Annotated in this window: 16 protein-coding genes; 6 read left to right on the forward strand and 10 right to left on the reverse strand. The window is 70.2% G+C overall.

Going from position 1 to position 12,729, the window contains the following annotated elements; genetic code table 11:
* Positions 1–65 precede the first annotated feature (65 nt).
* The gene (locus ACWGST_RS05500) at positions 66–629 is read left to right on the forward strand and encodes a YceI family protein (protein ID WP_452045646.1); all 564 of its coding nucleotides are present in this window, start codon (positions 66–68) and stop codon (positions 627–629) included.
* 61 nt (positions 630–690) lie between these two features.
* Here the strand turns inward: ACWGST_RS05500 and ACWGST_RS05505 are convergent, their stop codons facing one another.
* Positions 691–1,806 (reverse strand): winged helix DNA-binding domain-containing protein, encoded by a 1,116-nt coding sequence (locus tag ACWGST_RS05505; RefSeq protein WP_452045647.1) that lies wholly within the window; start codon positions 1,804–1,806, stop codon positions 691–693.
* Positions 1,807–1,987: 181 nt separating this feature from the next.
* On the opposite strand from ACWGST_RS05505, the gene ACWGST_RS05510 reads away from it, so the two are divergent.
* Positions 1,988–3,586 (forward strand): ABC-F family ATP-binding cassette domain-containing protein, encoded by a 1,599-nt coding sequence (locus ACWGST_RS05510; RefSeq protein ID WP_452045648.1) that lies wholly within the window; start codon positions 1,988–1,990, stop codon positions 3,584–3,586.
* A 16-nt stretch (positions 3,587–3,602) separates the two neighbouring features.
* Here ACWGST_RS05510 and ACWGST_RS05515 read toward each other — a convergent pair whose 3' ends face one another.
* Genes ACWGST_RS05515 through ACWGST_RS05525 form a run of 3 tightly spaced genes read right to left on the reverse strand, consistent with a single transcriptional unit; the run spans position 3,603 to position 5,085 of the window.
* Positions 3,603–4,439 carry an SURF1 family cytochrome oxidase biogenesis protein gene (locus tag ACWGST_RS05515; RefSeq protein ID WP_452045649.1) on the reverse strand — a complete coding sequence of 279 codons (837 nt, stop codon included), beginning with the start codon at positions 4,437–4,439 and terminating at the stop codon, positions 3,603–3,605.
* Positions 4,436–4,699, reverse strand: a complete 264-nt coding sequence (locus ACWGST_RS05520) for a hypothetical protein (RefSeq protein ID WP_452045650.1) — start codon at positions 4,697–4,699, stop codon at positions 4,436–4,438. Before ACWGST_RS05520 ends, ACWGST_RS05515 begins: the two co-directional genes overlap by 4 nt.
* Positions 4,696–5,085, reverse strand: coding sequence for a DUF3099 domain-containing protein (locus ACWGST_RS05525; protein WP_452045651.1), 390 nt, complete (start codon positions 5,083–5,085; stop codon positions 4,696–4,698). The genes ACWGST_RS05520 and ACWGST_RS05525 overlap by 4 nt, the downstream gene beginning before the upstream one ends.
* Positions 5,086–5,219: 134 nt before the next feature.
* On the opposite strand from ACWGST_RS05525, the gene fabG reads away from it, so the two are divergent.
* Complete coding sequence (fabG, locus tag ACWGST_RS05530; RefSeq protein ID WP_452045652.1) at positions 5,220–5,930, forward strand: 3-oxoacyl-ACP reductase FabG; 711 nt, start codon at positions 5,220–5,222, stop codon at positions 5,928–5,930.
* Between the two features lie 30 nt (positions 5,931–5,960).
* Here the strand turns inward: fabG and ACWGST_RS05535 are convergent, their stop codons facing one another.
* The 5 genes from ACWGST_RS05535 to ACWGST_RS05555 form a co-directional block, all read right to left on the reverse strand.
* Positions 5,961–6,338, reverse strand: coding sequence for a fluoride efflux transporter FluC (locus tag ACWGST_RS05535; protein ID WP_452045653.1), 378 nt, complete (start codon positions 6,336–6,338; stop codon positions 5,961–5,963).
* Entirely contained in the window at positions 6,335–6,787 is a 453-nt protein-coding gene (locus ACWGST_RS05540; protein ID WP_452045654.1) for a fluoride efflux transporter FluC, read from the reverse strand. The genes ACWGST_RS05535 and ACWGST_RS05540 overlap by 4 nt, the downstream gene beginning before the upstream one ends.
* Positions 6,784–7,302: a universal stress protein gene (locus tag ACWGST_RS05545; protein ID WP_452045655.1), complete on the reverse strand. Its 519-nt coding sequence runs from the start codon at positions 7,300–7,302 to the stop codon at positions 6,784–6,786. The genes ACWGST_RS05540 and ACWGST_RS05545 overlap by 4 nt, the downstream gene beginning before the upstream one ends.
* A gap of 71 nt (positions 7,303–7,373) precedes the next feature.
* Positions 7,374–8,036, reverse strand: a complete 663-nt coding sequence (serB, locus tag ACWGST_RS05550) for a phosphoserine phosphatase SerB (protein ID WP_452045656.1) — start codon at positions 8,034–8,036, stop codon at positions 7,374–7,376.
* A complete protein-coding gene (locus ACWGST_RS05555) occupies positions 8,033–9,280 on the reverse strand; it encodes a glucose-1-phosphate adenylyltransferase (protein ID WP_452045657.1) in 1,248 nt (415 codons plus the stop codon). Before ACWGST_RS05555 ends, serB begins: the two co-directional genes overlap by 4 nt.
* Before the next feature lie 81 nt (positions 9,281–9,361).
* Between ACWGST_RS05555 and glgA the strand changes: the two genes are divergently transcribed.
* The 3 genes from glgA to ACWGST_RS05570 all read left to right on the forward strand — a co-directional run bounded on the left by glgA (position 9,362) and on the right by ACWGST_RS05570 (position 11,762).
* Positions 9,362–10,549 carry a glycogen synthase gene (gene glgA / locus ACWGST_RS05560; protein ID WP_452045658.1) on the forward strand — a complete coding sequence of 396 codons (1,188 nt, stop codon included), beginning with the start codon at positions 9,362–9,364 and terminating at the stop codon, positions 10,547–10,549.
* A gap of 67 nt (positions 10,550–10,616) precedes the next feature.
* Complete coding sequence (locus ACWGST_RS05565; protein WP_452045659.1) at positions 10,617–11,402, forward strand: ABC transporter ATP-binding protein; 786 nt, start codon at positions 10,617–10,619, stop codon at positions 11,400–11,402.
* A gap of 111 nt (positions 11,403–11,513) precedes the next feature.
* Entirely contained in the window at positions 11,514–11,762 is a 249-nt protein-coding gene (locus ACWGST_RS05570; RefSeq protein ID WP_056650308.1) for a type B 50S ribosomal protein L31, read from the forward strand.
* Between the two features lie 159 nt (positions 11,763–11,921).
* On the opposite strand, the gene ACWGST_RS05575 is transcribed toward ACWGST_RS05570, so the two are convergent.
* Positions 11,922–12,620 carry an exonuclease domain-containing protein gene (locus ACWGST_RS05575; RefSeq protein ID WP_452045660.1) on the reverse strand — a complete coding sequence of 233 codons (699 nt, stop codon included), beginning with the start codon at positions 12,618–12,620 and terminating at the stop codon, positions 11,922–11,924.
* Between the last annotated feature and the right edge of the window lie 109 nt (positions 12,621–12,729).

A 12,729-nucleotide genomic window follows, 5' to 3' on the forward strand; every position in this document is an offset into this window, starting at 1 on the left:
GCATAGGTGTGGCCGAACGGCCGCGCGACACGAACCACGACATCGAACACGGGAGACCACCCAATATGACGACCACCGCCTCGACGATCGAGATCCCCGGATACCGTGCAGGCAGCTGGAAGATCGACCCCACGCACAGCGAGGTCGGCTTCAGCATCCGCCACATCATGATCAGCAAGGTCAAGGGCAAGTTCGAGCGCTTCGACGCGACCTTCATCACGGCAGAGAACCCGCTCGACTCGAGCGTCACCGCCTCGGCCGAGGTCGCCTCGATCACCACGAACGAGCCGAACCGCGATGCCCACCTGCGCACCGGCGACTTCTTCGAGGCCGAGACCTACCCGACGATCGACTTCGTCTCGACCGGTGTTCGTGTCGAGAAGGGCGACTTCAAGGTCGACGGCGACCTCACGATCCGCGGCATCACGAAGCCGGTCACCTTCGACTTCGACTTCGGCGGCTTCGGCGGCGACCCCTACGGCAACTACAAGGGCGGCGCCACGGCGAAGACCGTCATCAACCGCGAAGACTTCGGCCTGCACTACAACGCGGCGCTCGAGACCGGCGGCGTGCTGCTCGGCGACCAGGTGACCATCACCCTCGAGCTCCAGGCTGCGCTCGAGCAGTAAGCACCGAACGCACGTACGCGAAGGGTCGGATGCCTCGGGCACCCGGCCCTTCGTCGTCGGATCACGCCGTCGTGATCTCGCCGAGCTCGGTCGACCAGAATGCGGCCCAACGCCGGAACGCGGGGCGGAACCTGCTCACCGCCGGCCGATCGCGGAACCGGGTCACCTCGATCGACGTCGTGCCGCGGCGCTCGGGGGCGCGGCGCCAGGTGCCGACCACCTCGCCGTCGGCGACGAGGATCGGCAGGAAGAGGCCGTTCTTGCCGGGCACGACGCGCAGCGCGTCGGCCTCGGAGCAGAACGCCGTGCGGTCGCCGTAGCCGAGGAAGTACTCATCGAAGGGCGCGAGCGCGTGGCGACCCGTCGGTGCGGCCGACCCGACTGCGGTCGACGGGGGAGCGGTGTCTGCGGCGACGAAGCGCTCGGCGTCGAACGGGGACACCGCCTCGCCGGCTGCGGCCTGCGCGGCCCGCGCCTGCGCGAGCGTCAGGCCCGTCCACCACGCGAAGTCGCGTACGGTGACCGGACCGTGGCCGCGTGCGTACCCGGCGAACAGCCGCGCGAGCGTCTCGTCGTCGTCTTCGGGTTCGTCTGAGCGGCGCGGCGACCACTCGTCGAGCAGCACGAAGCGCTGCCGCGCGCGGGTCTCGACCGGGCCGCAGCAGAGCAGCCCTTCGTTGGCGAGCCGCCAGATGAGGTGGTAGCCGCGCTGGCCCACCGTGTCGATGCCCGCCGCCGTCCAGGCGACCTGCAGTTCGTCGCGCGTCGCGGACCGCCCGCCCTCGAGCTCGCGCACCGCGACCCGGCGGGCGACGGCGTGCACCTCGTCGTCGATGCCCTCGTCGCGATGGGTCTTCGCCGCCCGCTGCATGAGGCGCGCCGCCGTGAGGCGGAGGATCGGCCGGAGCATCTCGGGGGCGACGAAGTGCAGGGTGCCCCGCATCGGCCATGAGCGCAGCAGCACTCGCTCGTCGATGGCGGTGTCGATCGTGGTCTCGGTCGTGCCGGCGACTCGAGACCCGATCACCCACTTCGCGGCCGCGAGATCTTGCGCCTGCAGGCAGACCAGCCGCTCGACCGCCGCAGCGGGGGAGTCGAAGCCCCCGTCGAGCCCCTGCGCCGCCAGCCGGACGGCGCGCACCGCCGAGGTCGTGGCGCGCGAGGCATCCGTCGTCATGCTGCGAGTCTGCCGCAACCCGGTGACATCCGCTTCGACCGGCGCGGCGACCGTGCCGACTCGGCGACGGGCGCGCTCAGCGGCTGGGTGGACGCTCAGCGAGTGGGAGCCTCGCGGGATAGACTGGGAGGCTGTGCCGCTCGGCACGCCATCCCACCCCTTTCGTTTCGGAGGAATCCCCGTGCTCGCCGTTCATGATCTCGAGATCCGCATCGGTGCGCGCGTGCTGATGGAGCACGTCGACTTCCGCGTGTCCGACGGCGACAAGATCGGCCTCGTCGGCCGGAACGGCGCCGGCAAGACCACCCTCACGAAGACGCTCGCGGGCGAGACCCTGCCGACGGGTGGTCGCATCGACCGAAGCGGCGAGATCGGCTACCTCCCGCAGGATCCGCGCTCCGGCGACCCCGAGATGCTCGCCCGCACCCGCATCCTCGACGCGCGCGGGCTCGGACAGATCGCACTCGGCATGCACGAGGCGAGCATGAACATGGGCAGCGACGACCCCGAGGTCGCCGAACGCGCCATGAAGAAGTACGGCAATCTCACCGACCGGTTCAACGCGCTCGGCGGATACGCCGCCGAAGCCGAGGCCGCCTCGATCGCCTCGAACCTGAACCTGCCGGACCGCATCCTCGACCAGCCGCTGAAGACCCTCTCGGGCGGCCAGCGACGCCGCATCGAGCTCGCTCGCATCCTCTTCTCCGATGCCGAGACGATGATCCTCGACGAGCCGACGAACCACCTCGACGCCGACTCGGTCGTCTGGCTCCGCGAGTTCCTGAAGAACTATCGCGGCGGCGTCATCGTGATCTCGCACGACGTCGTGCTCGTCGGCGAGGTCGTGAACCGGGTGTTCTACCTCGATGCGAACCGCTCGGCGATCGACATCTACAACATGGGCTGGAAGCACTACCAGCGTCAACGGGCTGCAGATGAGGAGCGCCGCAAGAAGGAGCGGATGAACGCCGAGAAGAAGGCCGACGTGCTGAAGCTGCAGGCCGCGAAATTCGGCGCCAAGGCCTCGAAGGCCGCCGCGGCGCACCAGATGGTCGCCCGCGCCGAGAAGCTGCTCTCGGGCCTCGAAGAAGTGCGCGTCGTCGACCGCGTCGCGAAGCTCCGCTTCCCGACGCCGGCGCCCTGCGGCCGCACGCCCATCACTGCGTCGGATCTCTCGAAGAGCTACGGCTCGCTCGAGATCTTCACCGCCGTCGACCTCGCGATCGACCGCGGCTCGAAGGTCGTCATCATCGGCCTGAACGGTGCGGGCAAGACGACGCTCCTCCGTATCCTCGCGGGCGTCGACGAACCCGACACGGGCGTCGTGGACGCCGGCCACGGCCTGCGCGTCGGCTACTACGCGCAGGAGCACGAGACGATCGACGTCAAGCGTTCGGTGCTCCAGAACATGGTGAGCGCATCGCCGAACCTCACCGAGACCGAGGCGCGCAAGGTGCTCGGCTCGTTCCTCTTCACGGGCGACGACGTGCACAAGCCCGCGGGCGTGCTGTCGGGCGGCGAGAAGACCCGTCTCGCACTCGCGATGATCGTCGTCTCCGGCGCCAACGTGCTGCTGCTCGACGAGCCGACCAACAACCTCGACCCCGCGAGCCGCGCCGAGATCCTCGACGCCCTCGCGCACTACGAGGGCTCGGTCGTGCTCGTCTCGCACGACCCCGGCGCAGTGGAGGCGCTGAACCCCGAGCGCGTGCTCATCATGCCCGACGGCACCGAAGACCACTGGAGCCGCGAGTACCAGGAGCTCATCGAGCTGGCTTAGCGCCGGTCGAGCTGGCTTAGCGCCGGTCGAGCACGCCGTCTTCGAGGTCGGCATCGGCGTCGCGCCGCTTCCGCCTCGGCGTGCGGGCCGCTCGAGCTGCGGCATCCATCGAACCGGATGTCTCGGCGAGCGCCTTCCTCTCCTGGTTCGCCGCCCATGCGAGGCCGACGAACCCCATGAGTGCGAAGACGTACCACTGCAGCGCGTACGAGAGGTGCGGACCCTCGTCGCGTTCTGGGCGGGCTGCGGCGAGCGGCGGTTCGGCGGCGTCGGAGCCCGACTGCACGAGCACGCCGTACGCGGCCGTGTAGCTCGGCTCGCCGACGCGCTCGGCGAGTTCGTCGAGGTCGATCGTCGCGAACTCGACGCCCGTCGAGGTGCGGCCCTCGATGCGCCCCTCGCCCGCCTTCAGCCGCGCCTCGACCTCGACGTGCCCGCTCGGAGGCGGCGGCACCTCGCTCGGCCGACCCTCGGCGTTCTGTGCGATCCAGCCGCGGTCGACCATGAACACGGTGCCGTCGTCGAGTCGGAACGGGGTGATCACCTGGAAGCCGGTGCTGCCGCCGAACGGTCGATTGCGCACGACGATCTCGTCGTCGACGAGGTACTCGCCTGAGAGCCCGACCACCTGCCAGCGTTGGTCGATGTCGAAGGCCTCGGGGTCGGGCAGCGCCTCGGCCACGGGCACGGGGGCCGCGTCGTAGTTCGCGTCGATGCGCGCGACCTCGGCGAGTGCCTCGCTGCGCCGGTTGAGCTGCCACGTGCCGAGTGCCGAGCAGGCGATCGCGAACGCGATCGTGAGCGCCAGGTAGCCCGCCCAGCGTCGGTGCACGAGAAAGCGCCAATCGCTCACGAGGCGCCTCCGCCCGAGGCATCCGGTCGTCGCTCGTCGGCACCGTCACCGGCGAACGCGGCGACCGCGACCGGGAACGAACGCGCCTCGAGGAAGCCGCGCAGGTAGTCGACGTGCTCGTCGCACGCGAGCCAGGTCTTGCCGCGGTCGCCCGTGTGGATGCGCGGGTTGCGCCAGTCGACGCGCCAGGTCGCGGGCTGCCGGCACTCGGCGCGCGAGCAGACGCCGTGGTCGGGCGACGCGCCCAATCCACCGATCATGCGGCACCGCGCTCGTCGGCGTCGCGTGCGTCGGCGTCGCCGTCACGCTGGTCGTCGCGCGTATCGCGCCGCGGCTCAGCGGGTGTGTCAGCGGGCGGCTCAGCGGGCGATTCGAAGCTCGGCGGGGGAGTACGGCGAATCAGGCCACCCGGCCGCAGCACCGAGCGCTGCCGATTGGCGCTGCCGACGTTCGCGAGCACGACCGCGAAGTACGGCAGCACGATGGCCCCGACGGCGAAGACCGCGAGCCACCAGCCCTTCGCGAAGAGCAGCGCGACGACGCAGAGCACACGGATCGACATCGCGATCGTGTACTTGATCATGCGCGACCGCCGCTCCGCTTCGGGCGAGGGCGGCAGCGTGGTGATCGACTGCTGCTGCTTCATGGTGGTCGCCGTGGTCCTGCGGCACTCCTCTTGCATCAAGCCTACGTCGGTCTCGGGGCGACGGAGGCCTCGATCTCACGAGCCTCTATGCTGAAACGGGCCGATCGGCCCCGACGCACGAAGGAGATGCACGCATGACGACGAGCCGCACCGTTCTCGTGACCGGTGGCAACCGAGGCATCGGCTTCGCGATCGCCCGCGAGTTCATCGCCCAGGGGCACCGGGTCGCCGTCACGGCGCGTTCGGGCGAGGGGCCCGAGGGGTCGCTGACCGTGCGGGCCGACGTGACCGACGCGGCATCCGTCGACAGCGCCTTCACCGAGGTCGAGGCGGCTCTCGGCCCCGTCGAGGTCGTCGTCGCCAACGCCGGCATCACGCGCGACATGCTGCTCATGCGCATGAGCGACGACGACTTCACGAGCGTCGTCGACACCAACCTCACGGGCGCGTTCCGCGTCGTCAAGCGCGCCTCGAAGGGCATGCTGAAGGCGCGCTTCGGGCGCATCGTGCTCATCTCGAGCGTCGTGGGGCTCTACGGTTCGGCGGGCCAGGTCAACTACTCGGCGTCGAAGTCGGCGCTCGTGGGCATGGCCCGGTCGCTCACGCGAGAGCTCGGCGCCCGCAACATCACGGCCAACGTCGTCGCCCCCGGATTCATCGAGACCGACATGACCGACGAACTGCCCGAGGCGCAGCAGGCCGAGTACAAGAAGAACATCCCGCTCGGCCGGTTCGCCGCCCCAGAAGAAGTCGCGAAGGTCGTCGCCTGGATCGCGGGCGACGACGCCGGGTACATCTCGGGAGCCGTCATCCCCGTCGACGGCGGCCTCGGAATGGGGCACTAGCCTCTGCACGCCATCGGGCGCACAGGGGCGTCATAGCGCGCTGCCGAGCCAGAGTCCGAAGCCGGCGGCCGTGAGCGAGAACACGAGCATCAGCACGCCGCTGACGAGCGATGCGGCGAATCGACGCTGACGGAGGAGCTGCACCGTCTCGTAGCTCGCGGTGCTGAAGGTCGTGTAGCCGCCGAGGAATCCGGTTCCGAGTACGACGGCGAGCCCAGGGGGCAGCACGTTCGAGAACGTCGCGCCGATGACGAGACCGAGCGCGAAGGAGCCCGACACGTTGATGGCCGTCGTCGCCCACTGGAACGCGGTGCGGACTCGTGATCGGATGAGGCCGTCGATCACGAAGCGCAGGCCGGCGCCGAGGCCGCCGGCGACGACGACCGAGAGGAAGAGCGGCAACGTCACGCTGCCTCACCGCCCCGGCCGACGCGTCGTCGGTCACCGCGCCCCAGCCCGATCCCGGCGACGATGCCCGCCCAGGTTGCGACGCCGCCGACGAGCAGGGTTCCGAGCGCGTAGAGGATCGATGCTGCGACCGCGCCGTTCACCGCGAGCACGACGGTGTCGCTCGCGAGCGCGCTGTAGGTGGTGAATCCGCCGCAGAACCCGGTGCCGATGAGCAGGCGGAGTCGGCCCGCCGAGGCATCCGCGGAACCCCGGTGCGCGAGTGCGGAGTACAGGCAGCCGAGCACGAACGCCCCGACGATGTTGACGATCGCGATGGCGATCGGCACGTCCGCGACTGCGGGGATCGCCAGAGCGAGCCCGGCCCGGGCTGCGGACCCGGCCATGCCTCCTGTCACGACGAGCGCGATGGCGCTCCACCGCAGGTGGGGCGGCCGTGGCTCCGTCACGAGTCGGTTCCGTGGCCGGGCTCGGACGTGCGCTGCGATGCGGGAACGATGACGACCGGTCGTGGTTGGCGGTGCGCCAGTTGCGCGCCGACCGAGCGACTGAAGAATTCGCGCAGACTTCCAGTGAGCGAGTGATCATGGGCGCCCACGACGATCATGGCGGCGTCGAGCGTCGCGCCGAGGTGTCCGAGTGCACCGGCGACATCGCCGGCGAGCGCGAGTGTGCGCCAGGGCACTGCCGTCGCCTCGAGGAGGTCGTGCAAGGAGCGCGCCAGTGCTTCGTCGAACACCGCCTCGTGGTCGTCGGCGAAATCCGGATCGATCGAGGCGCTCTCGACCGATCCGTCGGCCGCCTCTTCGACGGTATATCGTGCGGGGTTGACGTACGCGCACACCAACTCGGCTCCGAACCGGGTCGCGAAGACCGCTGCCTGCTGCACCACGTCGGCCGGCTGACCGGGTACGACGCCGACGATCACCGGCTGCGCCGAGCGCACGCCCTCGACCTCAGCCATGCCGCGATGCTACGCCGCGGCGTGTGCGAGGGTCAACGAGCGACATCGGCGACATCAGCGGAATCAGCGGCTCAGCCGCGAAGGCCGAGCACGGCGAGCACCGGCGACAGGTCGGGTCGGTCGATCGCGAGGTCGGCTTGGGCGCGCACGATCGGCTTCGCACAGAACGCGATGCCGAGCACGGCGCTGCCGAGCATCTGCAGGTCGTTCGCGCCGTCGCCGACGGCGACGGTGCGGTGCAGCGGGATGTCGCCGGCACTCGCCCACTCGACGAGCGCCGTCGCCTTCGCGGCCGCGTCGATGATCGGCCCGTCGACCTTTCCGGTGAGTCGGCCGTCGACGATCTCGAGGCGGTTCGCCCGACAGAAGTCGAGCCCGAGCCGTTCGGCGAGGGGATCGAGCAGTTCGTGGAAGCCGCCGGAGACGACGCCGACCAGTCCGCCCGCAGCATGCACGCCCTCGATGAGCTCGTGCACGCCCGGGGTGGGCGTCATGCGCTCGCGCGCCGCGGCGAGCGCGGCGGTGTCGAGTCCCACGAGCGTCGCGACGCGTTCGCGCAGGCTCTCGGCGAAGTCGAGTTCACCGCGCATCGCGCGTTCGGTCACGGCGGCGACGTGTTCGAGGCTGCCCGCCGCTTCGGCGAGCAGTTCGATCGCCTCCTCGCGGATGAGCGTCGAGTCGGCGTCGAGCACGACGAGCGGGCCGCTCGCGCGGCCGGTGGTGCGGGCGCTCACGCGGCGGCCCGGACGCGGGAGCCCTTGCCCACGACGGTGATGCCGCTGTCGGTCACGATGAAGCCGCGGGCGAGGTCTTCGGCCCGGTCGACGCCGATGCGCGCCCCGGCCTCGACGATGACCTCCTTGTCGAGGATCGCCCGTTGCACGGTGGCGCGGGCATCGATGCGCGCCCGGTCGAAGAGGATCGAGTCGGACACGTGCGCGCCCGATCCGACGATGGCCCACGGCCCGATGACACTGCGCTCGACGTGCGCACCAGAGATGACCGAACCGAGCGAGACGATGGAGTCGATGACCGTGCCGAGCGTGCCGCGGGCGTCGCGCGTGAACTTCGCCGGCGGCGAGTTCAGCTGCTGGCTGAAGATCGGCCACTCGCGGTTGTAGAGGTTGAAGACGGGCAGCACCGAGATGAGGTCTTGGTGCGCCTCGAAGAACGAGTCGATGGTTCCCACGTCTCGCCAGTAGTAGCGGTCGCGGTCGGTCGAGCCGGGCACGTCGTTGCGCTGCAGGTCGTAGACACCGGCGGCGCCCTGCGCGACGAACGCGGGAATGATGTCGCCGCCCATGTCGTGGCTCGAATCGGCGCGTTCGCCGTCGCGCAGCACGGCTTCGATGAGGGCGTCGGCGTTGAACACGTAATTGCCCATCGAGGCGAGCACCTCGCCGGGGGAGTCGGGCAGACCGACCGGGTCGGTGGGCTTCTCGAGGAACCGGTGGATGCGACCCGGGTCGGCGGGGTCGACCTCGATGACGCCGAACTGGTCGGCGAGCCCGATCGGCTGGCGGATGGCGGCGACCGTCGCGGCCGCACCCGACTCGACGTGCGCCTGGATCATCTGGTCGAAGTCCATGCGGTACACGTGGTCGGCGCCGACGACCACGATGATGTCGGGCTGTTCGTCGTAGATGAGGTTGAGGCTCTGCAGGATCGCGTCGGCCGACCCCGAGAACCAGCGCTTGCCGAGGCGCTGCTGCGCCGGGACCGAGGCGACGTACGAGTTCAACAGCCCGCTCATGCGCCACGTCTGCGAGACGTGGCGGTCGAGGCTGTGCGACTTGTACTGGGTCAGCACGACGATCTGCCGCAAGCCCGAATTCAGCAGGTTCGAGAGCGCGAAGTCGATGAGGCGGTACTGCCCGCCGAACGGAACCGCGGGCTTCGCCCGGTCTTCTGTGAGGGGCATGAGTCGCTTGCCCTCGCCGCCGGCGAGGACGATGCCGAAAACCTTGCGCGTCGCCATGCCACAACCCTAGTCAGCGCGGCCGGGCGGCGGGCGGCGAAGTCGGCGCATGTCGGATGCCCCTGCGCTAACGTGTGCATCATGCGCGTCGACCTGCTCACCCGCGAGTATCCACCAGAGGTCTACGGCGGTGCCGGTGTGCACGTCGCCGAACTCGTTCGAGCGTTGCGTTCGAGCATCGACGTGCAGGTGCGGTGCTTCGGCGCCCCGCGCGACGAGGCGGGAACCTTCGGCTACCCGACGCCGCCGTCGTTCGCGACGGCGAACCCCGCGCTCGGCACGATGGGCGTCGACCTGCTCATGGCCGGCGACACCGCCGGCGCCGACCTCGTGCATTCGCACACCTGGTACGCGAACTTCGCCGGCTTCACGGCGAAACGTCTGCACGGGGTGCCGCACGTCGTCACCGCGCACAGCCTCGAGCCCCTGCGGCCGTGGAAGGCCGAGCAGCTCGGCGGGGGATACCGGCTCTCGTCATGGGTGGAGCGCGCCGCGTTCGAGGATGCGGACGCCGTCGTCGCCGTGAGCGAAGGCATGCGCCGCGACATCCTTCGCTCATATCCGTCCATCGATCCCGACCGGGTCGAGGTCGTCTACAACGGCATCGACCTCGAAGACTGGGCGCCGCACGTCGACCCCGAAACCGTGCGGTCGCTCGGCGTCGACCCCGATCGGCCCTCGGTGATCTTCGTCGGCCGCATCACGCGGCAGAAGGGGCTGCCCTACCTGCTGCGGGCCGCCCGGCTGCTGCCCGACGATGTGCAGCTCGTGCTGTGCGCCGGAGCGCCCGACACCGACGAGATCATGGCGGAGGTCACCTCGCTCGTCGACGAGCTGCGCGCTGAACGCGGCGGCGTCGTCTGGATCGACCGGCACCTGCCGCGCGCCGAGCTCTCGGCGCTGCTGACGGCGGCGACGACATTCGTGTGCCCGTCGATCTACGAGCCGCTCGGCATCGTGAACCTCGAGGCCATGGCCTGCGGCGCTCCCGTGGTCGGCACGGCCACCGGCGGCATCCCCGAGGTCGTCGCCGACGGCGTCACGGGGGTGCTCGTGCCGATCGAGCAGGCGGGCGACGGCACCGGCACGCCCGTCGACCCCGAACGATTCGTCGCCGACCTCGCCGCGGCACTCACCGCGGTGGTCGGCGACCCCGCGCGAGCGGCCGAGATGGGCGCGGCCGGGCGGCGACGGGCCGAGACCCACTTCGGCTGGGCGGCGATCGCCGAACGCACGCTCGACCTGTACGCACGCGTGCTCGCCCGCTGACCCGCGCCGACGCGCTCGGCGCGGGCGTGCGCCGAACGACCTCCGCGCTCCCGATAGCATTGGACGTATGGCGAGCACGGTTCTGCAGTTCCACGATGTGTCGGTGGTCCGCGATGGCAATTCGATCCTCGACTCCGTCGACTGGAGCGTCGCCTCCGACGAACGCTGGGTCATCCTCGGGCCGAACGGCGCCGGCAAGACCACGCTGCTGCAGATCGCGGCCGCCGCGATGCACCCGACGTCGGGCAAGGCCGAGGTGCTGCAGGAGTCGCTCGGCAAGGTCGACGTCTTCGAGTTGCGCCCCATGATCGGCTTCGCCTCGACGGCGATGGCCCGAAAGATCCCGCGCAACGAAACCGTGATCGACGTCGTGCTCACCGCGGCGTACTCGGTCACCGGCCGCTGGAACGAGGAGTACGAGGCGATCGACCTGCGTCGCGCGCAGCGCGTGCTCTCGGAGTGGGGCCTCGACGGCTTCGCCGACCGACGCTTCGGCAGCCTCTCCGACGGCGAGCAGAAGCGCGTGCAGATCGCCCGCTCGGTCATGACCGACCCCGAACTGCTGCTGCTCGACGAGCCTGCGGCGAGCCTCGACCTCGGTGCTCGCGAAGAGCTCGTCGCGCTGCTCGGGGGCTACGCCGCATCGTCGGCCTCGCCCGCGATCGTGATGGTCACTCACCACGTCGAAGAGATCCCCGTCGGCTTCACGCACGCCCTGCTGCTGCAGAAGGGCGGCATCGTCACGGCGGGCCCGCTCGCCGAGGCACTCACGGCCGAGAACCTCTCGAAGACGTTCGGCATGACCATCGAACTGACCGAGACCGACGGTCGATACGCGGCTCGCGCCGTGTGATCGAGCGAAGCCGTCGATTCTGCTAGACTCGATAGCTGGCCCGTGGGCCGCCGTTCTTTCCTGTGTGCGCGCAGGCTTCACATCCGAATCCGATTCAACAAGGAAGTCTCCATGAAGACCGACATCCACCCCGAGTACAACGCCATCGTCTTCCGCGACCTCGCTTCGGGCGCCACGTTCCTCACGCGTTCGACCGCGACGAGCGACAAGACGATCGAGCTCGACGGTGAGACCTACCCGGTCATCGACGTCGAGATCTCGTCGGAGTCGCACCCGTTCTACACGGGCAAGCAGCGCATCATGGACTCGGCCGGCCGCGTCGAGAAGTTCAACCAGCGCTTCAAGAACTTCGGCGCGTAACACCCGCCGCACGAAGAGGGTCCCGCATCCGCGGGGCCCTCTTCGTCGTTTCGGCTGTCGCCCGATTGCCGTTCCGAGTACACGAGCTCGCGGCAGAACTCGCCGTCAGCGCCTGTTTCCGTGACCGGCGCGGCGTGTCGCCGTGTGCTCGGAACGGGTTCAGCGCACCGGCCAGGCGCCCGACGTCGTGAACTCGGGCTCGCCGTTCTTGCGGCGCCACGACTGGTAGCTCTCGGCCTGCTCGCGGCTCCAGTCGACCTGGCGGGCGTGCAGTTCGGCCACTGCGGTCGCCGCGAGCTCGGGGTGGGCGCGGGCGATGGCCTGGGCGACGCGCCCCGCTGCGACGGCGTCGGCGCCGGCGTCGTGGGCGTCGTCGAGCACGACGCCGTAGTGCTCGGCGGTCGCGATGAGCGTGCGCTTGCCGCGCCGGTACTTGTCGACGGCCTTGTCGATGACGAGCGGGTCGATGACGGCGCCCGGTTCGGGCAGGGGAGCGATGCCGTAACGGGCGGCCTCGCGGTCGAGCACCGTGAGGTCGTAGGCCGCGTTGTACGCCACGATCGGCAGGCCGCGCGCCGCGGCATCCTGCAATGCACCGATGATCTCGGCGACCGCGCCGGGAGCCGGCCGGCCCTCGAGCCGGGCGCGTTCGGTGCTGACGCCGTGGATGAGCGAGGCGGCCGTGGGGATCTCGACGCCGGGGTCGACGAGCCACTCGCGTCGCTCGAGCACCTCGCCTGCGGCGCCGAGCACGCCGACGTGGGCGGTCACGATGCGGCAGACGTCGACGTCGATGCCCGTCGTCTCGAGGTCGAAGACGGCGAGGGTGTCGGCCCAGCGGGCTCCCAGAGGTTCCATGTCGTCAGGCTATGGTCGGCCACCGTCATCGAGGGGTGAGCAGCTCGCGTGTCGGCGGCATCGGCGCCCCGGGGCGCCCTCCACAGGCGACCCGACCGACCGGGCGGCG

This window comes from Agromyces sp. NPDC055520 (genome assembly GCF_053619715.1).